Origin of the sequence: Draconibacterium sp. IB214405 (assembly GCF_033963885.1) — a bacterium.
Lineage (GTDB): Bacteria > Bacteroidota > Bacteroidia > Bacteroidales > Prolixibacteraceae > Draconibacterium.
In genome coordinates, this window is the sequence record NZ_JAXBMA010000001.1 from 1241579 (window position 1) to 1263113 (window position 21535).

General features: G+C 42.4%; 18 protein-coding genes. 9 read left to right on the forward strand and 9 right to left on the reverse strand.

Annotated elements, in window-relative coordinates; all coding sequences use genetic code 11:
* Positions 1-134 precede the first annotated feature (134 nt).
* The 4 genes from porV (at position 135) to SLH46_RS04810 (ending at position 2563) form a co-directional block, all read left to right on the forward strand.
* Positions 135-1310, forward strand: a complete 1176-nt coding sequence (gene porV, locus SLH46_RS04795; protein ID WP_320280018.1) for a type IX secretion system outer membrane channel protein PorV — start codon at positions 135-137, stop codon at positions 1308-1310.
* Positions 1310-1789: a 2-C-methyl-D-erythritol 2,4-cyclodiphosphate synthase gene (gene ispF, locus SLH46_RS04800; protein ID WP_320280019.1), complete on the forward strand. Its 480-nt coding sequence runs from the start codon at positions 1310-1312 to the stop codon at positions 1787-1789. The genes porV and ispF overlap by 1 nt, the downstream gene beginning before the upstream one ends.
* Positions 1789-2151 (forward strand): CoA-binding protein, encoded by a 363-nt coding sequence (locus SLH46_RS04805; protein ID WP_320280020.1) that lies wholly within the window; start codon positions 1789-1791, stop codon positions 2149-2151. The genes ispF and SLH46_RS04805 overlap by 1 nt, the downstream gene beginning before the upstream one ends.
* 79 nt (positions 2152-2230) lie before the next feature.
* Positions 2231-2563, forward strand: a complete 333-nt coding sequence (locus SLH46_RS04810; RefSeq protein WP_320280021.1) for a thioredoxin family protein — start codon at positions 2231-2233, stop codon at positions 2561-2563.
* 53 nt (positions 2564-2616) lie between these two features.
* Here the strand turns inward: SLH46_RS04810 and SLH46_RS04815 are convergent, their stop codons facing one another.
* The 5 genes from SLH46_RS04815 to SLH46_RS04835 form a co-directional block, all read right to left on the reverse strand.
* Complete coding sequence (locus SLH46_RS04815) at positions 2617-3396, reverse strand: DUF3667 domain-containing protein (RefSeq protein ID WP_320280022.1); 780 nt, start codon at positions 3394-3396, stop codon at positions 2617-2619.
* Between the two features lie 57 nt (positions 3397-3453).
* Entirely contained in the window at positions 3454-3753 is a 300-nt protein-coding gene (locus SLH46_RS04820; RefSeq protein WP_320280023.1) for a 4Fe-4S dicluster domain-containing protein, read from the reverse strand.
* Positions 3743-5689 (reverse strand): FAD-binding protein, encoded by a 1947-nt coding sequence (locus SLH46_RS04825; protein ID WP_320280024.1) that lies wholly within the window; start codon positions 5687-5689, stop codon positions 3743-3745. The genes SLH46_RS04820 and SLH46_RS04825 overlap by 11 nt, the downstream gene beginning before the upstream one ends.
* Entirely contained in the window at positions 5686-7089 is a 1404-nt protein-coding gene (locus SLH46_RS04830) for a sodium:solute symporter family protein (protein WP_320280025.1), read from the reverse strand. The genes SLH46_RS04825 and SLH46_RS04830 overlap by 4 nt, the downstream gene beginning before the upstream one ends.
* Before the next feature lie 180 nt (positions 7090-7269).
* Positions 7270-9273 (reverse strand): urocanate hydratase, encoded by a 2004-nt coding sequence (locus tag SLH46_RS04835; protein ID WP_320280026.1) that lies wholly within the window; start codon positions 9271-9273, stop codon positions 7270-7272.
* 210 nt (positions 9274-9483) lie between these two features.
* On the opposite strand from SLH46_RS04835, the gene SLH46_RS04840 reads away from it, so the two are divergent.
* Genes SLH46_RS04840 through SLH46_RS04850 form a run of 3 tightly spaced genes read left to right on the forward strand, consistent with a single transcriptional unit; the run spans position 9484 to position 11310 of the window.
* A complete protein-coding gene (locus tag SLH46_RS04840; protein WP_320280027.1) occupies positions 9484-10062 on the forward strand; it encodes a LemA family protein in 579 nt (192 codons plus the stop codon).
* Positions 10063-10074: 12 nt separating this feature from the next.
* Positions 10075-10512 (forward strand): TPM domain-containing protein, encoded by a 438-nt coding sequence (locus tag SLH46_RS04845; protein WP_320280028.1) that lies wholly within the window; start codon positions 10075-10077, stop codon positions 10510-10512.
* Positions 10513-10518: 6 nt separating this feature from the next.
* Positions 10519-11310: a TPM domain-containing protein gene (locus SLH46_RS04850; protein WP_320280029.1), complete on the forward strand. Its 792-nt coding sequence runs from the start codon at positions 10519-10521 to the stop codon at positions 11308-11310.
* 589 nt (positions 11311-11899) lie between these two features.
* Here SLH46_RS04850 and SLH46_RS04855 read toward each other — a convergent pair.
* From SLH46_RS04855 to SLH46_RS04870, 4 genes are all read right to left on the reverse strand, one after another.
* Positions 11900-12676: a zinc ribbon domain-containing protein gene (locus SLH46_RS04855; protein WP_320280030.1), complete on the reverse strand. Its 777-nt coding sequence runs from the start codon at positions 12674-12676 to the stop codon at positions 11900-11902.
* Between the two features lie 28 nt (positions 12677-12704).
* Positions 12705-13799 (reverse strand): Nif3-like dinuclear metal center hexameric protein, encoded by a 1095-nt coding sequence (locus SLH46_RS04860; RefSeq protein WP_320280031.1) that lies wholly within the window; start codon positions 13797-13799, stop codon positions 12705-12707.
* A complete protein-coding gene (locus tag SLH46_RS04865) occupies positions 13789-14139 on the reverse strand; it encodes a MerR family transcriptional regulator (protein ID WP_320280032.1) in 351 nt (116 codons plus the stop codon). Before SLH46_RS04865 ends, SLH46_RS04860 begins: the two co-directional genes overlap by 11 nt.
* Before the next feature lie 148 nt (positions 14140-14287).
* Positions 14288-15268 (reverse strand): M23 family metallopeptidase, encoded by a 981-nt coding sequence (locus SLH46_RS04870; protein WP_320280033.1) that lies wholly within the window; start codon positions 15266-15268, stop codon positions 14288-14290.
* A gap of 178 nt (positions 15269-15446) precedes the next feature.
* Between SLH46_RS04870 and alaS the strand changes: the two genes are divergently transcribed.
* Positions 15447-18068, forward strand: a complete 2622-nt coding sequence (gene alaS / locus SLH46_RS04875; RefSeq protein ID WP_320280034.1) for an alanine--tRNA ligase — start codon at positions 15447-15449, stop codon at positions 18066-18068.
* Between the two features lie 276 nt (positions 18069-18344).
* Positions 18345-21422 (forward strand): cytochrome c biogenesis protein CcsA, encoded by a 3078-nt coding sequence (gene ccsA, locus SLH46_RS04880; RefSeq protein WP_320280035.1) that lies wholly within the window; start codon positions 18345-18347, stop codon positions 21420-21422.
* The last annotated feature ends 113 nt before the right edge of the window (positions 21423-21535 follow it).

The window sequence follows — 21535 nt, forward strand, 5'->3', positions numbered from 1 at the left end:
TTCATTCTTGTATGCTTAAAAGCTACGACGGAAGAAAAAAGAAGCACTCAGGATAAAAAATGTTCAGAGGCCAGATTTAACCTATTGTTGCAAAGACAAATATTATATCTTTGCATGCTCAATTTTTAGACAGTATGATCAAATTATTACGAATTTTATGTGTGTTGGCTCTTGCAGCCATGGTAACAGAGAATGTAATGGCACAAGGAACTTTGTCGGGTGCCAATACAATTACCACTGCCGTTCCGTTTTTGGCAATTACGCCCGATTCGCGTGCAGGTGGTATGGGGGATGCCGGTGTGGGTACCACTGCTGATGTGAACTCGCAACACTGGAACCCTGCGAAATATGTTTTTATGGAAAGCGAAATGGGTGTTGGTTTATCGTATTCGCCGTGGTTGCGTAACCTGGTTGACGACATTAACCTGGCTTACCTGACAGGATACAAAAAGATTGATGATGTTCAAGCCATTAGTGCTTCGTTGCGTTATTTTGCGCTGGGAGACATCGTTTTTACATCAGATGTGGGAGAAATTACAGGACAACAAAGTCCGAACGAATTTGCCATCGATTTTGGCTATTCGCGCTTATTGAGTGACGTTTTCTCGGGAGCGGTTGCAGTACGTTATATTCGTTCCGATCTTACCGCCGGTCAGCTGGTAAACGGAGTAGAAACCAATGCCGGTAACTCGTTTGCTGCCGATGTGGCATTCTATTATTATAACGAATTCAGAGCCGGAAGACAAGACAATATTTTTGCAGCCGGTATCAATATTCAGAATATCGGTTCGAAGATATCGTATACTGAGGGAGAAGTTAAAGACTTTATCCCAACCAACTTAAAACTTGGTGCTTCGTACACGATGGAACTCGACGATTACAACTCATTCAGTTTTGCGCTAGAAGCAAATAAACTGTTGGTACCAACGCCACCGGTTGATTCTGCAAGTTATACCGATGGTGATGTAATCTACGCGGGTGGTATTAATTCCGATATTGGTGTTATCGAAGGTATTTTTAAATCGTTTGGCGATGCGCCGGGCGGAATGAAAGAAGAATTTCAGGAAATTACCTGGTCGGTGGGTGTGGAGTACTGGTACAACAAGCAGTTTGCGCTGCGTGCCGGTTATTTCTACGAGCACGAAAACAAAGGTAACCGCCAGTTTATTACTGCCGGTGCCGGTTTAAAAATGAACGTGTTTGCACTCGATTTCTCGTACCTGTTGCCAACACAACGTAACCACCCACTGGAAAATACGCTGCGTTTCTCGCTGGCGTTTGATATTGACGCATTTAGTAACCAACGCTGATGGATTTCAGAATTGGACAAGGATATGATGTACACCGTCTGGCCGAAGGAGAAACCTTGTGGCTAGGCGGTGTTTTGATTCCACACCACAAAGGAACTGTCGCACATTCTGATGGCGATGTGCTGATACACGCCATTTGCGATGCCATGCTGGGCGCTTTAAAACTGCGTGACATTGGTACGCACTTCCCCGATACCGCTGCCGAATTTAAAAACATCGACAGTAAAATTCTGCTAAAAAAGTCGTACGAGCTGGTAAAACAAAAGGGCTACGAAATCGTAAATATCGACTCGACAGTTCAGGCGCAGCAGCCAAAATTAAAGCCGCATATTCCGCAAATGGAACAATGTATGGCCAATGTTCTGGAAATTGATGTCGACCGTGTATCGGTGAAGGCAACAACCACCGAAACGCTTGGTTTCGAGGGGCGCGAAGAAGGTATGTCGGTAAATGCGGTGGTGCTTCTAAAACGCACGTAATGAGCAAACGAACTCTTGTTATCGGTGCCAGCGAAAATCCGGCACGGTACTCCAATAAAGCAATTCATGCACTTCGTCGTAACAACCACGATGTTGTAGCGCTCGCCAAACGCAACGGACTTGTTGATGACGTTGCTATTCAAACAGCTTTTCCGGGAGACGAAGACATTCATACAGTAACACTTTATGTGGGGCCACAACATCAGCCGGAATATTATGCTGATATTATCCAAATGAAACCACAGCGTGTTATTTTTAATCCGGGTACCGAAAATCCGGAATTTGCTGACAAATTGGAAGCAAGCGGTATTCAAGCGGAAGAAGCTTGTACTTTGGTTTTACTGAGTATTGGAAATTACTAGACTTCGACTTCGCTCAGTCTGACGATGTGGAGAGCGGAAAACTACAATGATTTTCAGAAAATAGCATTACATTTACTTCATGTTCAAAGAAATAAAATCTCTCGACGAATTTTTAACGCTAAAAGAAGAGCAGGCTGCAATGCTGGCCTATTTCTCGACTGATGCCTGTAATGTATGTAAGGTTCTAAAACCAAAGGTTGAAGAACTGGTGACTGCCCAATTTCCTAAAATGCAGTTGGTTTACGTAAAATCGGATGTGTTGCCCGAGGTGGCTGCTCAAAACAGCGTATTTGCTGCACCAACTATCGTGGTTTTTTTCGATGGCCGTGAAACAATCCGTAAAAGCCGTGCCTTTGGCGTGGATGAATTACAAAACGAGATTGCGCGGTATTATTCGATGCTGTTTGAATAGCAATTGTTTGGCTATAAATATTCAGATAAATCGTTTTCAGCCCTTCCTAAAAGTCATCTGGTAATGAGTATTACAATCATAAAGCTTAATGAAACAAACAAGACCAGGAAGATAAGTCCGCCAACATAAACCGCAATTGTACCCGCAAAAGCATTAAATACCGACCGTTTAAAGAATGAGTGAAAGGCATAGGTAAAATACAAGAGAGTAATTGATAAACTTACAAGTGTAAAAGCGGGAAGCAGCGCAGGAATGATAAAAATAAACGGGGCCAGGATTACTGATATCAGAATGTTTTGCGCAAAAATGTAGGCGTTTAAAATTAAATGTTCGCCATAATACAGGCGCTTTCTTCTGAAGCACCATTTTGAAATTAAACTGGCAAATGGAAGCATCAAAATAGGTAAAAGATTCATGTAGCTTTTGATGATTTGCATAAACTTTTCCTGATATTCCATTACCTCAGGAGACGACGTGTGTTGATCGGTGCCTATAAAGTGGCTTGTCGTTTCAACACCGGTATCGTAGATATTTAATGAAAGCATTAAAAACGCATAAACTCCGCATATAACAAGGATATAGTTCAGCGGATTTATATATGGTTTTGTTTTTCCCTGCAAGTAATCGTCGATAACTTTTCCCGGATTACGGAACAGCCAAACAAGCGTGTAAATAAATCCGCGTTCCATGTTAAGCGCATTACCAACTACAGCTAAAAAGCCTTTTAACGTAAACCGCTTTTGGTAGATCTTTTGCCCGCAATTGCTGCAATAATGGTCGATAGCCGTTGAGCTACAATTAGGACATTGATTGGGTTTTGGTAGATCAGACATTTGTGATGCGTATATATTACATCTCCAAATGTACTAAAATGTTAAAGATCAGTGTTATTATTTGTTTTTAATGTCTTTCAGAAGATCGCTTTTGGCGACCCAACGGGCCTGGTTCATTAGCGGATGACGTAGCGTAATGGCTCCTTCAACCGGACAAACAACCACACAGTTTCCGCAATACCAACATTCTCCGGGGTACAAAACCATGGGAGATGTTCCTTTTTCAGGGCCGGGAATAAACAGGTCGACCTGGCAAATTTCCACACATTTATTGCAGGCAATACATTTTTCGTCATCGATAATGATCGGGTTGGCTGCCGGCATTTCAGCTTTTAAGGCTTGTAGTTTATTCGACATGGCTGTTTGTTTTTAGGTAATCGGTGTTGTGTTTTTCATAATTTTCCTGCAGGTTTCCAAAGAAATCAACTGGCAATTCGCGTTGTTTGATCTTGCCTTCTTCGTTTTTCAGAATGATGAGTTTTTTCTCCGATGCTTTCTCATCAGTGCTTCCGGCCTTGGTAAAACAGAGTGATTTTGAATTGTTTTTGCGGGCTTTACTTGCATGAAGGATAATTTGTGCATTCGTAAGAATATCAAATACTTCAAGCAGGCGGGTAAGCTCGTGCGGATTGTAGGCAAAGGTTTGCGAAAGAATGTCTTCTTCGTATTCTTTCAAAACTGTGAGGCCAATGTCAAGCAACTCGTCGTGTTTTACATCGCCACAGTAGTTTTGCATGGTTTTGGCAATTCCCATGTTCAGCTCTTTCCAGCCAATACTTTTAGCCGGGTTATTTTTTAGCGGAGCATAAATCCGTTTTTTCTCGTTTTCGATTTGTTCGATTGAAGGTTCCTTTAATTCTGCATTATCTGCATGTTTTGCTGCGTGGCGTCCGGCGTAGTAACCGGTTGCTGCTGCATGTCCGTAACAGTTTGAAGCGTACAAGGCGTCGCCAGCTACAAACAATCCTTTAAGGTTCGATTGCAATTGCCAGTCGTTCATAAATCCTCCAGGTAATCCAAAGAGTTGTCGTTCTTGCGGCAAAAATTGTCCCGAGCGCCAGCCCGTGCCATAACATTGCAATACATGTTTTTCCGGATCGAAACCGGCACGGGTGTAATTCTGGTAAATTGGCACCTTGGTTTTTCCTTCCTCTCCGATCATCATTCCCCAGATCACTTTTCGTTCGGCTTCGGGCAGTGTGCTCAGGTCTGCATAAAGTGGTATTTTGTAAGTTCCTTCTGCAAATTTATCCAGCGACAAGGTTTCCGGCCCGTCAATTTCGTAGTTGGCATCGTCGATGTTTCCGCCCTTCATAAAATATTTCTGTCCTTTGGCTGGTTTGAATCGATCGGAAACGGTCTTTAAAATATTTCCGTCGCGGTCAGCATATGGAATTTCTTTGCCTGTGGCATCGATCATCGACGCGGCATACCACGTATTGTGGTTGTTGCCGGCTCCGTAAGGCGGATAACTTCTTCCGGCAGCCGAGAACTCGGCACCCACCGACTTCTCCATCATGGTGAATTCGGCTCCGGCACGCCATCCCATGGCATGACCGTCGCCTATACATTGTGTCGGACGGAATTCTGCCAGTCCTGGCAACTCGGCCGAAAACAGCCAAATCCTTGCCGGGCGTGACATGCACATGATGCTCGACTTGCTTTTAAAAACGAAAAATTTCCCGGTGCGGGTGTGCATCCCGGTGGCTCCGATGCAATGAATGTCGTCGCCGTTTTTGGTTGTCAGCAAGGACGTGACCATTATGCGGTCGTATATTTTTACGCCCAAACGTTTCAGCTCTTTGTACATGGCCGGTTTGAAAGTGCTTCCCCAAATACGCAACGTAAAACAGTTTTCGTAATCGTAGGCAAACATCAGTTTCGAGTTGTCATCTCGGAAATCGGCGCCTGTGAATTCATCTTCGGTGTCGCGTATTTTACCGCCCATTTTTTCAATATCGAGCATGCGATCCCAGCCTTCGCGGCATTCGATATAATGCGAAATGCCGTTGTTGTAACCGTCGTTGTCATCCAGCATCGACTGCGTCAATTCTTCCGGCGTTACTTTCGAACACGGGTTGGTGGCTGCCGATTCCCAATGATCGCAGCCCGAACCTCCGGCACCACTCATTTTGGTGGCTCCTTTTTCAACCAGCACAACATTTTTGCCTTCACGCGCAGCGGAAATTGCTGCCATACAACCGGCAATTCCTCCTCCCAAAACCAAAACCTCGCAAGAGATGGTTTCTTCCTTATCGTATTCCAACGGGTAAGGCCAGCTATTTTCGTTCATAATTTTTTTGTTTCAAGTTTACTAACAATAATCAATACGCCCAGCGAAACCGAATAAGCGATAAACAGCCCCAATTCTGAACTGATAATTCTGTTGAACGCAGGGTAGATTCCCGAAAGAAATGCGCCAACTCCGATAATTCCGCCGGTAAAAATTGCGGCAACTGCGCCTCTTTTTGTGGCTCCTTTCCACAATACGCCGGCCAGCAGCGGAATGAGCAGGCTACCCATGTACGGATAGTTGAAAATTATAATTGCGTCGAGTATGTTACTTACTTTGAATGACAATAAAACGCCTGCAATAACCGACAAGCCCACCGCCAGTCGTGAGATCAGTTTTGAGTGCGGCATCTCGTCGAGTTGATATTCGCGAAAAAAGAAACAGTTCAGAAGGTCTCGCGAAAAAGTGGCTCCCAGTGCCATTAATAAACCGGCTCCGCTCGACATGGCTGCCCCCAAAACTGCGGCAATGGTTATTCCTGCCAATACCGGAGGCAACGCTGTAATTACCATGTGCGAAAAAACTCCTTCTTTAATTTCAGGAAAAAGAAGATGGCTGGCCACGCCAACTGTAGAACTCAAAATGCCAATAAATATGACCAGAACTCCGGCAATGACTGCTCCATTTCTTGCGGTTTTGGCATCTTTAGCCGATTGAAAGCGCAGGTAAGCATCGTAAGAAACCGAAATGGCAATTAGAAAAGGAACAACCAGGTAAATGAATTTAGTAAATGTGCCTTTTGGTATAAACGGTTGGTGGTAAACTTCGGCCATGCTGATGCCTTGTTTATTGAGGAGTAAAAGTGAAGCAATGGCAACCACCGGAATTCCGATTAGAATTACCGACGACTGTATGGCATCGGTGAGCACAACGCCCCACATTCCGCTAAGTGTACTATATATTAAAATGATCGCAGCACAAATAATCACTCCCTGGTAAAACGGAATTCCAAATCCTGATAAGAGGCTTCCGCAAGCCAAAAGTTGTGCAATAAAAATACCCAGCAAACTGGGGACATTGCTCATCCATGCCCAAATGCGTACCCATTTGTTTTTTCCATAACGGTCTTCATAAAAATCGAGTGGAACAAAACTGTCTTTCTTTTTCAATTTGGCAGCTACAAGCAAGCCGGCAACGATTAAACCACCGCCGCAACCAAGTGCGTACCACATACCCGGCCAGATTCCCATTTCGTTTCCGGTGTCGGAACCTCCCAGTATTATTCCTGCGCCGATCTGTACGGCTGTCAGTGTCCCTATGGTTAGCGGAAGACTCAGCTTTCGTCCGGCCACCAGAAAATCGGAGGCCTTTTTATTGCGCGACATCATGATGATACCTGCAATAATGATGATGAAAAAATAGGCAAAACAAACCAGTAAAACGGTGGTTTTGTCGCTCATGTTGATTGACTTTTAGTAATTATGGTCGATAAATGTCAGAAAAATATCTTACCAAATACCCTCTAGAAAGTCATAAAGATTAAATTTAGAGCGAATATATATAATGGTGACAGGGACAAAAAATAAGGGCCTGATAGAAATCAGACCCTTGTTATATTTAAATGTATCTTTCTACATCTACTAAAAAAGTCCATCCAGCAACTCATCAGCTGCTTCTTCCGGTAATGTAACTTTCAAATCCGGATTTTCTTTCATAGCCTGCTCAATGGCAAAACGAGCAGGTTTGTTGCGTGCCCAGCTTCGGCGCGAAATACCGTTGTTTACATCCCAGTGCAACATCATTTTCAGGCGTTCTTCGGCTTCGGGACTCCCGTCGATTGTCATACCGAAGCCCCCGTTAATTACTTCGCCCCAGCCAACTCCACCGCCGTTGTGCAACGAAATCCATGTTGCTCCGCGGAATCCGTCGCCTACAAAGTTCTGCACAGCCATATCGGCAGTAAATGATGAGCCATCGTATATATTTGAAGTCTCGCGGTAAGGTGAGTCGGTACCCGAAACATCGTGGTGATCGCGGCCTAAAACTATAGGAGCTGAGATTCGTCCATCGGCAATAGAATCGTTAAATGCTTTGGCAATTTTTGTTCGACCGGTACAGTCGGCATACAAAATACGTGCTTGCGAACCCACTACCAGTTTGTTTTTGCCGGCTTCTTTTATCCAGTGAATATTGTCTTCCATTTGCCCGGTAATTTCTTCCGGAGCGGAAGCGGCTATTTCTGCCAGCACATCGGCTGCAATCTTATCGGTAATCTCTAAATCCTCTGCTTTTCCTGATGTGCAAACCCAACGGAAAGGACCAAAACCATAATCGAAAAACAGCGGTCCCATAATATCCTGTACATACGACGGGTATTTAAATTCACCATCAGCATTGGTAATATCGGCACCGGCGCGGCCGGCTTCCAACAAGAAGGCATTTCCATAATCCCAGAAATACATGCCATTTTGGGTCAATTTATTTACTGCAACTACATGTCGACGCAAAGTTTTGTACACTTCTTCGCGGAATTGCTCCGGCTCTTCTGCCATCATTTTATTTGATTCTTCGAAACTCAAGCCTGCGGGGTAATAACCACCTGCAAAAGGATTGTGCAACGATGTTTGATCCGATCCCAGTTCAACCGGTATATTTTCTTCTGCCAGCTTTTCCCAAAGGTCAACAATGTTACCCTGGTAGGCCAGCGAAACAGCTTCTTTATTTTCGCGTGCTTTTAATGCGCGTTTCATCAATTCATTCAGATCGGAATAAACTTCATCCACCCATCCCTGGCTGTGACGCAATTCAACCACTTTTGGATTTACTTCGGCAACTATACAAACCATTCCGGCAATTACCGTTGCTTTTGGTTGTGCTCCCGACATGCCTCCCAGACCGCTGGTAACAAATATCTTTCCGCCAAAATCGCCAGGCGAGTGCAGGCGGGCAGCGTTCATAACCGTAATTGTAGTTCCGTGTACAATTCCTTGTGGGCCAATGTACATGTACGATCCGGCAGTCATCTGTCCGTATTGCGAAACACCAAGTGCATTCATACGTTCGTAATCGTCGCGGCCCGAGTAGTTCGGAATTACCATACCGTTGGTAACCACAACGCGCGGAGCATTTTTATGAGAAGGGAACAAACCCATCGGATGACCTGAATACATTACCAGCGTTTGCACGTCGGTCATTTCGGACAGGTATTGCATGGTAAGCAAGTACTGCGCCCAGTTTTGAAAAACCGCACCATTTCCGCCGTAAGTAATCAATTCGTGCGGGTGTTGTGCCACTGCATAATCCAGATTGTTTTGGATCATCAACATAATTGATGCGGCTTGTTTTGATTTTGCCGGGTACTCATCAATCGGTCGGGCATACATTTTATAATCGGGACGAAAACGGTACATATAAATACGCCCGTATGTTTCCAGTTCGTTTAAAAATTCAGGGGCGAGAACCTCGTGAAATTTTGCAGGAAAATACCGTAAGGCATTTTTTAAAGCCAGCTTTTTCTCCTTCGCCGATAAAATGTCTTTTCTTTTTGGGGCGTGGTTAATGTTGGGTTTATAGGGTTTCGGCAGTGGAAGTTCGTCCGGAATTCCTTGTAAAATGGCTGTTTTAAAGTCTGCTAAATTCATCATCTCTCTGCTTTAATCTTTCTATTTCGAAATACAGCGGCAAATTATCGCCTTTCCCCGAATTTACTTCTGATATTTCACACCTTTTGAAAATATTTGTAAGTAATAAGTCAGAATTGATTATTGAATTGAGTAATGTTTCAGAATTAACACCGTTATTAGCGGTGTTAATTCATGAAAGTAAAAAAGAGTCGTAAATCAAATAAATAGAAAATGAAGAGAATTAGAATTGTATTAATCGCTTTGGTAAGTGTGGTGTTATTTTCGAGCTGCGGGTATAACAAAATGGTAGAAATGGATGAGCAGGTTACTGCATCGTGGGCACAGGTGGAAAACGTATATCAGCGTCGTGCCGATTTGATTCCGAACCTTGTGAATACAGTGAAAGGTTATGCCGAGCATGAGCAGGAAACGCTAACAGGCGTTATTGAAGCACGCTCGAAAGCTACTTCTGTCAATATTGATCCATCAAATTTAAATGCACAATCGCTGCAACAATTTACTCAGGCACAGGAAGGACTGTCGTCGGCACTTAGCCGTTTAATGGTGGTTGTTGAACGATATCCTGATTTAAAAGCCAATCAGAATTTCTCAGAATTGCAATCGCAATTGGAAGGAACAGAAAACCGGATTGCGATGGAGCGAAGGAAATTTAATCAAACAACACAAGGTTATAATGCTTACATCCGAAAATTTCCGCGCGTAATTTATGCGGGGTGGTTTGGTTTTGAAAAGAAAGCCTATTTCGAAGCAGAAAAAGGTGCGGAAAAGGCTCCTGAAGTGCAATTTTAAAAGGAGGATAGAATGGGAGTCCGAAAATATTTTAACGAAGCAGATCAGCTGAAAATTACAAATGCCATTCGTGTGGCAGAAACAAATACATCCGGAGAAATCCGGGTGCACATCGAAAATCATTGTAAAGGAGAGGTGCTTGATCGTGCCGCTTATCTATTCGAAAAACTGGAAATGCACAAAACCGAATTACGAAATGGTGTTCTTTTTTACCTTGCGGTTGAGGATAAAAAGTTTGCGATTTTGGGTGATGGTGGCATCAATCAGAAAGTGTCTGATGATTTTTGGGAGACAACCAAGGAATTGGTAATCATCAAATTAAAGGAAGCTAAATATGCCGAAGCTTTGGCCGACGGTATCATAAAAGCGGGCGAGCAATTGAAGGCTCATTTCCCATACCAGGATGACGATGTAAATGAACTGTCGGACGAAATTTCGTTTGGAAAATAGGAAGCTATGAAAAGAATTACAATATTATTTTTTGCACTGATCGTTACCGCTACAAGCGTATTGGCACAAATTCCTGAACGTCCGCAACCGGCTCGTTTGGTAAACGATTTTGCCAACGTATTAAGCGATGGCGAACAGCAAAATATGGAAAGTGCATTGGTTCAATTTGCACGAAAAACATCAACACAAATAGTTGTGGTTACCGTTCCCGACCTCGAAGGATATGACAGGGCGGAGTATGCAAGCGAACTTGGCGAAAAATGGGGAGTTGGACAAAAAGGTAACGATAACGGTCTTGTTGTTCTGGTAAAACCCAAAGTTGGAAACAGCAGAGGCGAGGTGTTTATTGCAACCGGTTACGGAATGGAAGGTGTTTTACCTGATGCCATTCTGAATACCACGATTGTAAATGAAGAAATGATTCCTCGCTTTAAACAAAACGATTATTACGGTGGTTTGGCAGCAGGATTAAATGTAATAATGGATATTTCGCGTGGCGAATATACTGCCGAAAATTACCAGGAAAAGGTTGATGCGGGCGGCAGTGCCGGAATACCTTTTGGTATCATCTTTTTTATTATCCTGATATCGATTTTTGGAAGAGGGCGCCGACGCAGGTTTTATTCACCCGGAAGAAGTTTGCCGTTCTGGCTGGCCATGGGAATGATGTCAGGAAGTCATCGTTCATCAGGTTCGTTTGGAAACTTTTCATCGGGAAGTGGAAGTTTTGGCGGCGGAGGCTTTGGAGGTTTTGGTGGCGGAAGCTTTGGCGGCGGTGGTGCCGGCGGAAGTTGGTAGAAAGTCCACACTACAAAATACATTTTCAACATCGTTGAAACAATAAAACAATGTTCTGGTTTGAAGAAGTCGTTTTCGGAAGGAAACGGCTTTTTTAGGTATTTTGCCTAGCTGTGTCAGGCTTTTTAACCTTTTTTCTCGGTAAAAAATGTTTTGAGTGTGAGCAGCTTGGGTGCAAATAAATACTGCTTTTATCCATTCATAATAGGCAAGAAATAAAGAGATGATTGTCTTTTATGCTCTATATTTGCAGTATACAAACCCAGTATACAAACTCTTTACAACAGAGTCAATCAAAAAGAAGCATAGATGCAATGAAGAAAAAATCCCGGAGTGGACGCCGGGATTTTTTTATTGTACTAATCAGCATAAATTATTATTAAAAATAACGGAGAGGAAGGACTAAAAGCTGCCTTGAATTTTCTGCTTCGTCTTTGCTTCAAGGCAAAGATGAAGGCCGCCGGCAGGCAAAAGGTGTAATCGATTTGGTGATCTTAATAAATTAGGAGGTACTTTTAAAAGTCTCGCTAAAAAAAAAATAGCCGATTCAAAAAATTGAACCGGCTATTTTTTATAAATATCTTAATGCTTAATCAGCAATATCTTCAACTACGTTAATATTCTGGTCAACCAAAATACGACCACAATATTCGCAAACGATAATTTTTTTGCGGCTTGCAATATCCAACTGGCGCTGAGGTGGGATTTTGTTAAAACAACCACCACATGCATCACGCTGAATGGTAACAACAGCCAAACCGTTGCGTGCATTTTTGCGAATACGCTTAAAAGCACCTAACAGACGAGGTTCGATAAACGACTCGATCTTTTCCGATTTACCTTTCAGTTTTTCTTCCTCGATCTTGGTTTCTTCGGTAATTTCAGAAAGTTCGTTTTTCTTTCTGTCCAAATCTTCCTCACGCTCTTTCAACTGCTCTTTCGAGTTTGAAATGGTTTCTTTTTTCTGAGCCATTTCTGCAGTAAATTCTTTAATACGTTTTTCCGAAAGTTCGATTTCCAGGTTTTGGAATTCAATCTCTTTCGAAAGTGAGTCAAATTCGCGGTTGTTACGAACGTTGTTTTGCTGCTCGGTATATTTTGCAATCAAAGCTTGCGAATCTTTAATCGCAATCTTTTTATTGTTGATTGATGTATCCAGGTTTTTGATTTCATCATCCAGATTAATCAACCTTGTTTTTAAACCGGCAATTTCGTCTTCCAAGTCCTGAACTTCCAAAGGAAGCTCACCCCTTAGGGTTTTTATTTTGTCAACTTCAGAAACAACACTTTGCAATTCATGCAACGCGCGTAATTTCTCTTCTACTGAGATGTCTTTGTCTTCTTGCCTTGAATATGGTGCATTCATGCTCGTAATATTTTTTTATACATAAAAATCAGAAGTAAAAAACCGGGTTGGTATTCACCTCTGATAAATGGACTGCAAATTTAGGAAATTTATTTGTAAGTATCTCATAAAAAAGTTCTTTAGTGAACTGTTCACCCTCAAAATGTCCGATATCGGCAATAACTATTTTATTTTCGGCATCAAAAAATTGATGATACTTAAAATCACCGGTCACAAAAAAGTCGGCTCCGGCCGCAATTGCCTGGTTTAAAAGGAACGAACCCGATCCTCCGCAAACGGCAATTTTCTTCACTTTTTTATCTTGTAAAGCGGTGTGCCTGATCATTTTTACATCAAAGGTTTTCTTTAACTGACGGAGAAAAGTCTTTTCTTCCTTTTCTTTCGGTAATGAACCGATCATTCCGGCACCAATCTGATCGAATTTATTGTCGAGCGAGTATATATCGTAGGCTACTTCTTCATAAGGGTGTGCCTGCAACAATGCATTAATTACTTTTCCCTGCAAATACGATGGAAAAATGGTTTCCAAACGGATTTCGTTTTCGTAATGCTGTTCACCTTTTTTACCTACATACGGATTAGTGGTTTCACTGCCACGGAAAGTCCCCTGGCCGTGGATATTAAAACTACACGAATCGTAATTTCCGATGTGCCCGGCACCGGCCGTAAACACTGCTTCGCGAACTTTCTCTGCGCGATCGACCGGAACAAATGTTACCAGTTTTTTTAGCATGTCGCCCGACGATTGAAGGATCTTACAATCTTTCAATCCAAGCTTTTCACAAATCTTTCCGTTTACGCCTCCGGTAACACTGTCGAGATTCGTGTGTGCTGCGTAAATAGCCACATCGTTTTTTATGGCTTTTATCAGCGTGCGTTCAATGTAGTTTTTGCCGGTAATTTTTTTCAAGCCCGAAAAAACAATGGGGTGGTGGGCGATAATCAATCCTGCTTTTTTCTCTATTGCTTCGTCAACAATAGCTTCGGTTACATCCAATGTGACCAACACCGAAGAAATTTCGGCGTTTTTATCGCCCAGAATTAGTCCGGCATTATCGTATGATTCCTGTAGTTTTAACGGTGCAAAATCCTCTAAAAAATTGGTGATGTCTTTAATTTTCATTTTCCCCGAGCCCTTCTTTTATTGCGATAAGTTCTTGTTTTATATCCTGTAAACGTTTCACCACTTCGTAATTGTTCATGGTGTCTTCAGGGTTTTCTTTTAATTTTTTTCGTGCGCCATCAATGGTCAGCCCGCGTTCTTTTACCAGGTGATGAATAAAACGGATGGTCTCAATATCCTTTTTAGTGAACTGCCGGTTGCCCTTTTTATTTTTTACCGGTTTAAGTGCTTCAAACTGGTTTTCCCAATAACGAATATGCGAAACGTTTACGCCAAACATGTCGGCCACTTCGCCAATGGAATACAGTATCTTTTCTATTTTGGGTTTTTTGTACGGCACACTAAAAATTTAGATGCAAGATAAAAGATTTTAAACCTGTTACAAAAGGGTGACTGAATTTTTGCTGCATTTCAAAAGGCGGCAAAAAAAACTTCCACCGGAATAAACCGATGGAAGCAACTATTTTCTTCAGGAAATTTCGAAATGATTAATCCAGCGATTGGCCGATATTCGACGAAATGGCAATCATTTTGTCGTATTCCTGTGGTGTAAGATCTTTAAACATGTAGTAAGCCGGATTCACTTTGCGTCCGTCTTTGTGCACTTCGTAGTGCAGGTGAGGAGCCGTTGATCCACCGGTGTTTCCAACGTAACCAATAATGTCGCCACGTTTTACCTGCTGACCGCGTTTTACATTAAACTCGTTCAGGTGACCGTAAACAGTTTCGTAACCAAAACCATGGTCGATTTTAATATTTTGACCCAGTCCAACACGACTGCGTTTCGATCCTTTAACTTCGGTAATTTTACCGTCGCCGGTTGCATAAACCGGAGTTCCTACAGGAGCTGTAAAGTCCTGTCCCCAGTGCATTTTACGAACTTTGTAAATCGGGTGGATACGGTAACCCCAACCACTCGAAGTACGTTTTAAGTCGGTATTCGTAATTGGCATAATTGCCGGTAACGAAGCCAGCATCTTTTCTTTGTTCAACGCCAGTTCCAAAACTTCATCATACGATTTCGATTGAATATATGCCTGTTTCGAAATCACATCCAGCTTATGAGCTGTTGCAATTACTAACTCAGCATTGTCCATGTCTTCCAGGTTCGAATATTTATTCGCACCACCAAAACCTGCATTCCTCACAGTTGAAGGAATTGGTTCGGCTTCAAAAATCACACGGTAAATATTGTCGTCGCGTTGTTGCAGCTCCGTCAATACATTTTCTACTTTATCCAGATCCTTCGAGAGCAACTCGTATTGAGTAAGCAAACGTTTGTTTTCACGCATCAATCGTTTTGATCGTGGCGTGTCGTAAAAGTTTACGAAGATCAGTGTGATTATAATTGCCAAGGCCAGACTACTCGAAAAATAGGTGAGTATTTTTGTTGCTTTGGCTTTCCAACTTAATCCTACACTCTCGTAACTGAGGGTATCCGGGTTAAATTTATATTTCTTTTTTGCCATATAAAAGGCCGGTTTTATCTCTTTTTTAATGTCTATTCATTAAATCCTATAACTTTGCATGGATTTAATAAAACGTGATTTTTCACGCGGCAAAGGTAAGTAAATAACTCATAATTAATGAATTTGTTTTCTTTGCATTAAATATTTTTAACGAATTCATAAATCATACAGACGGAAAATGAAGACTTCTAAAGAGATACGTAAGGCTTTTCTCGACTTTTTTACCGAGAAAGAACACCAGATTGTAAACTCTGCACCGATGGTGGTAAAAGGCGACCCGACGCTGATGTTTACCAATGCGGGGATGAACCAGTTTAAAGACCAGTTTTTAGGTAATGAACCGGTAAAATATCCGCGTGTGGCCGATACGCAAAAGTGTCTACGTGTTTCAGGAAAACACAACGATTTGGAAGAAGTTGGTTTGGATACCTACCACCACACCATGTTCGAAATGTTAGGAAACTGGTCGTTTGGCGATTACTTTAAAAAAGAAGCGATCGACTGGGCATGGGAGTTTTTGGTAACTCGTATGGGAATTGATGCCGACCGTTTGTATGCTACGGTTTTTGAAGGAAGTGCCGATGATAACCAGGAGCGCGACAACGAAGCAGCCGGTTATTGGGAGCAATATTTGCCAAAAGATCGCATTCTAAACGGAAATAAGAAAGATAACTTCTGGGAGATGGGCGATACCGGACCTTGCGGACCATGTTCAGAGGTACACGTAGATATTCGTTCGGAAGAAGAACGTGCAAAAGTTCCGGGACGCGATTTGGTAAACATGGACCACCCGCAGGTTATCGAAATCTGGAACCTGGTATTTATTCAGTTTAACCGAAAAGCAAACGGAAACCTTGAAAGTCTGCCAGCCAAACATGTTGATACCGGAATGGGTTTCGAGCGTTTGTGTATGGTTTTACAAGGCGTTCAGTCGAATTACGATACCGATGTTTTCCAAAATACAATTGCCGAAATGGGCAAGTTGTGCAATAAAAAATATGGCGAAAACGAGAAGGTTGACATTGCCATGCGTGTTATTGCTGACCACCTTCGTGCGGTTGCTTTTGCCATTGCCGACGGTCAGTTGCCATCGAATAACAAAGCCGGTTATGTGATCCGTAGGATTTTGCGCCGTGCAGTTCGTTACGGTTATACTTTCCTCGATTTAAAAGATGCTTTTATTTACCGTTTGGTTGACGTGCTTAAAGAAACAATGGGCGAAGCTTTCCCTGAGTTGGTAAGCCAGCAAACATTAATTGAAAAGGTAATTAAAGAAGAGGAAGAGTCGTTTCTGCGTACACTTTCAACGGGGATTAAATTACTCGACGATATTATCTCGAAAGCGAAAAATGACGGCTCCAAAGAAATTGCCGGAAAAGATGCTTTTGTATTGTACGATACCTTTGGTTTCCCGCTTGACCTTACCGAGTTGATCACCCGCGAAAATGGTTTGGGTGTTGATGAAAAAGGTTTTGCAGTGGAAATGCAGGCTCAAAAAGATCGTTCACGAAATGCTGCTGCACAGGAAACCGACGATTGGGTGGAACTGCGCAAAATTGAAAAGACAGAATTTTTAGGCTACGACAAACTGGAAGCCGAAATTAAAATAGCGCGTTACCGCAAAGTAACACAAAAGAAAAAATCGTTTTACCAGCTGGTATTCGATCAAACACCATTTTATGGCGAATCAGGTGGTCAGGTTGGCGATGCCGGATACATTGAATTTGATGGAGTAAAAACATCGATCATCGATACACAAAAAGAAAATAATCTTATCGTTCATTTGGTAAACGCCCTTCCTGAAAATCCGGAAGAGACTTTTTACGCTGTGGTAAATGCCAAACGCAGAACAAATATTGCAAATAACCACACTGCAACCCACTTGTTGCATGCGGCATTGCGCGAGGTTTTAGGATCGCATGTTGAGCAAAAAGGATCGCTGGTGAATGCAGACCATTTACGTTTCGACTTTTCGCATTTCCAGAAAATGACTGATGAAGAAATTGCAGCGGTAGAAAAACTGGTGAACGAAAAGATTCGTGAAAACTCGGTTAAAGAAGAAAACCGTGAAATGCCAATCGAAGAAGCTAAAGCATCAGGAGCAATGATGTTGTTTGGAGAGAAATACGGCGAAGCAGTTCGTGTAATCAAATTTGGCGAATCGGTTGAGTTGTGTGGTGGAACGCACGTTGCTGCAACCGGCCAGATTGGAATGTTGAAAATTGTATCGGAAAGTGCAATTGCTGCCGGCGTTCGACGAATTGAAGCAATTACTGCCGACCGTGCAGAAACGTATATTAAGGAGCAGTTAGACATTCTTAAGAATATCCAGGAAGTAATAAAAGGATCTAAAGATATTTTGGGTAGTGTTACAACACTGCTTCAGCAAAATTCAGATCTGTCGAAACAAATCGATATATTCCAGCAGGAGAACCTGAAAATAACCAAGGCGAACCTGAAGAGTAAAATCTTAAATGAATCGGGAGTTAATATTATCGCTCATAAGATTACGATTGCTAATGCTGCTTTGGTAAAAGATCTGGCTTTCCAGTTAAAAGGAGAAGTGGATGATCTGTTTTTGGTTATTGGTGCCGACATCGACGGAAAACCAAATCTTACGGTAATGATTTCAGACAATATTGTTGCCGATAAAGGATTGAATGCTGGGCAGATTGTTCGCGAAGCCGGAAAAGAGATTAAAGGTGGCGGCGGTGGCCAGCCGTTTTATGCAACTGCCGGTGGAAAAGATGTTAGCGGTTTGCAGGCTGCAATAGAAAAAGCGCTTTCGTTTTTGCAGTAAATTGAAAACAGAGAAGTCCTTATTTTGAGTGAGGGCTTTCTGAAATATTAGAGGCTCTTTTGGTATATGTTATGAAAAATGCCAAAAGGGCCTTTTGTTTTTATTTCTTTTTTTGATTTGTTCTAAATAAGGATTATTTTCATCAGCTAAATTATTCAGAACAAAGTTCGGAAGGACTTGTTACTTAATGGTAAAAATACCGTTCATGGTTGAGATTCAGATAAAAATTATTGCGATTTGTTTCTCCCTTAGGTAGTTACCTAAAAGATTAACCTAATGAAAAAATTCTATTCGTTTATAACATCAATGCCTTTTGCGGCATTTATTTTTCTGGCTCTGGCATTTTCAATGGCGATAGCAACGTTCATCGAAAGTAGCTATGGAACACCAACGGCTCGTGCATTGGTGTACAACACACATTGGTTCGAGGTGCTGTGGGGACTGTTTGCACTCAACCTCATAAATAACATGTTACGTTATCGGTTCTTTACCAACCGACGAATCACGCTTGGCATTTTTCATGTCTCATTTATCGTGATGATTTTAGGAGGTGCAGTTACTCGTTTCATAAGTTTTGAGGGAGTAATGCACATCCGCGAAGGAGAGAGTGCCAATTCTATTCTCTCTACCAACGATTATTTTTACGCCGGTTTTGAAGGCCAGGAAAAGGTTTCGCAAGTGCGGTTTTCAGAGATAACACCCAAGCAATATTCCGCAAAATTTAATGTAAACGGCAATCCGGTAAAAGTAAAAGCAGTTGGTTTTATCGAGAATGCCGAGAAAAAGGCCATCGCTTCCGATTCGGGAGAGCCGGTTATCGATTTTGTATTTTCGGCACCAGGTGCACAGGGTATGCAGTCGTTTTCTTTTAAAGAGGGAGATGTACTTGAGTACCCCGGTTTTACAGCCGGATTTGACGTTGACGAAGAAAAAGTGATCAACTTTTTTATGAAGGACGGTGCGCTATTTATGACTTCTTTTGCGCAATTGGAAGAAACAACCATGGCCACCCAGGAGACAATTGATTTATCACCCGGTGATACCATTCCGGTAAAGCCCATGTTTTTATACGGTTATGATAATTTTCGCTTTTTGATTCGCAAGTTTTTGCCAAGTGCAACATTTACGGCGGTAAAAAGCCAGATGGAAACCGGGGAAGATGCGGTTATGGTGCAGGTTTCGGATGGTATCCGCCAGCAAAATATTCCGGTATTTGGTCATTCCGGGCAACGTCCGGATACCCTGCGTGTTCCGCTTGGCAACGGTACACTAAAACTGGCTTATGGGGCATTGCCGCTTCAGGTTCCTTTTAGTATCCATTTAAAAGATTTTCAGTTGGAACATTATCCCGGATCAAACTCTCCATCGTCGTTTGCTTCGGAAGTTGTTTTGGTGGATCAGGAAAAAGGCATTAACGAAGATATTCGTATTTTCATGAACAACACACTCAGTCATCGGGGTTACAAATTCTTTCAGTCGTCGTACGACGTTGACGAACAAGGAACAATCCTCTCGGTTAACTACGACTTTTGGGGAACCTGGATTTCGTACCTCGGTTATTTCCTGCTGATTGTTGGTGTAATTCTGTCCTTAATAAATCCAAATTCGTATTTCCAGTATTTAGTCAAAAAGTTAAAAGCTAGTTCGGTAAAAATAGTTTTGCTTGTTGCATTGCTGGGAAGTGTGGCTTTTTCAGCATCGGCACAGAGTGGAGTCGGGGCTGGAATTCCATCAATTGATCAGGAAGTTGTAAAAGAATTCAGCGAATTGTGGGTGCAGGGTGTCGATGGAAGAATTGAGCCGGTATCAACTTTGTCGGGCGAGATTGTTCGCAAAATAAGCCGCAAATCCGGATTGTATGGTTTGTCGGCCGATGGAGTGGTGCTGAGCATGATGGCATATCCCGAAATCTGGCAAGCCATGCCTATTGTTAAAGTGGGAGATAAATCGTTGGAAGGGGCGCTCGGCGCACAGAATAAATTTATTACGGTTGAATCGCTTTTTGATGCAAACGGCAATTATAAAATTGCGGATGAAGTGCGGGCGGCTTATGCCAAAGCTCCCGGAATGCGCAACCGCATGGATAAAGAATACATTAATGTTGACGAGCGCGTAAACATCTGTTTTATGGTATTTCAGGGCTCCATTTTCCATCTTTTCCCGCGCGAACGAGTGGAAGATACCTGGTATGCTCCGGGAAGTACTGCCGTTGAATATAGCGATGGTGATTCTATTTTTATAAAAAGCGGATTTCAGTTGTTGTTGCAATCGATTATTGAGAATAAAAGTACCGATGCCGTACAGGTTTTGCAGGCTGTCGGCAATTTTCAGGTGAAATACGGCGCCGATCTTTTGCCCGGTGAGAAAAAGAAAAACGTTGAAATTCTTTTTAATAAAGTCAATCCGTTTAAGCGCGTATTTCCATTTTACCTGTTATTCGGATTTTTACTGCTGACAGTACTTTTTATAAATATTTTCAGGCAAAAGCAACTGCCGTCATTCCTGCGGATATCATTCTTTGGGTTTATTCTAATCCTGTTTTTGGTGCATACCATTGGATTGATTGTGCGTTGGTACATCTCTGGTCACGCACCGTGGAGTAACGGTTACGAGTCGGTGGTGTATGTGGCTTGGGCTACAATGCTGGCCGGAATTATTTTTGGCCGTAAATACCCGATGGTAGTGGGAACGGCTGCATTCTTAACCGGAATTGCATTGTTTGTTGCTCACCTCAGCTGGATGAACCCGGAAGTGACAAACCTGGTTCCTGTGCTTAAATCGTATTGGTTAGCTATTCACGTGGCAATTATTACTGCCAGCTACGGCTTCCTGGGGCTAAGTATGTTCCTTGGAGTTCTGGTTATGATTTTAATCGTTCTGCGAAGTGGAGTGAACGAGGCAAAAGTAAATGGCTTTATCGAACAGCTAACAACCATCAACGAAATGTCGGCAACGGTTGGTTTGTATTTTCTTACCGTCGGAACATTTCTTGGAGGTGTTTGGGCCAACGAAAGCTGGGGCCGTTACTGGGGCTGGGATCCAAAAGAAACATGGGCTCTGATTACTGTGGTGATCTACTCGTTTATTGTACACATGCGATTGATTCCTTCCTTAAAAGGAATTTTCAATTATAATTTTGCTTCAATTCTTGGTTTTGCTTCAGTAATGATGACGTATTTTGGCGTGAACTATTACCTGTCAGGATTGCATTCGTACGGTAAAGGTGTTGCCGATGGTGTTGATCCGGCAGTACCTGTATCATTGTTACTATTGGCGGGATTGATTATTTGGGCCTATGTAAAAGACAACAAGTATCAGCAATTATTAGCAGAAACTGAGTCGGGTGAGAATTGATAGGGTTTTAAATTTTAGAACAACCGGCTCGGAAAGTCGATAGCTTGGTTTTTAACATTTTGTTATACAGATAATTAGTGTTATTTAGAAGGCTTATAAATAATAAAAGCTGA